Below are 235 nucleotides of genomic sequence, written 5' to 3'. Positions count from 1 at the left end.
ATCGCGAATCAGATTGGCCAGCAGCACTTCCACGAGAGTACCGCCACCACTACCGCTGCCGCCGGTTGCAACGACATCCGGCACCAGCTTCATCCCGGAGCCGGCAAGCGCCTCCGCGACCTGGACGACGGCGTAGTTGCCGCTCTCCATCGAGTCGATCTTCTGCTTGATGACGCTGGCCTCCGCGGTACCGATGGCCTCGACCTTCGCGGCCTCCGCTTCACCCACCAGCCTG

The 235-nt window shown here is 65.1% G+C and carries 1 protein-coding gene; it reads right to left on the bottom strand.

Features of this window, described 5'->3' with window-relative positions:
- Window positions 1–235: hypothetical protein (locus tag RVY79_RS21625; protein WP_317466677.1), on the bottom strand; the 235-nt coding region annotated here is incomplete at both ends.

It is taken from the genome of Chromohalobacter sp. HP20-39, assembly GCF_033052815.1.
Classification (GTDB): Bacteria; Pseudomonadota; Gammaproteobacteria; order Pseudomonadales; family Halomonadaceae; genus Chromohalobacter.
The sequence above is the reverse complement of the archived record's forward strand: the minus strand, read 5'-3'. Positions and strand labels throughout refer to the sequence as shown.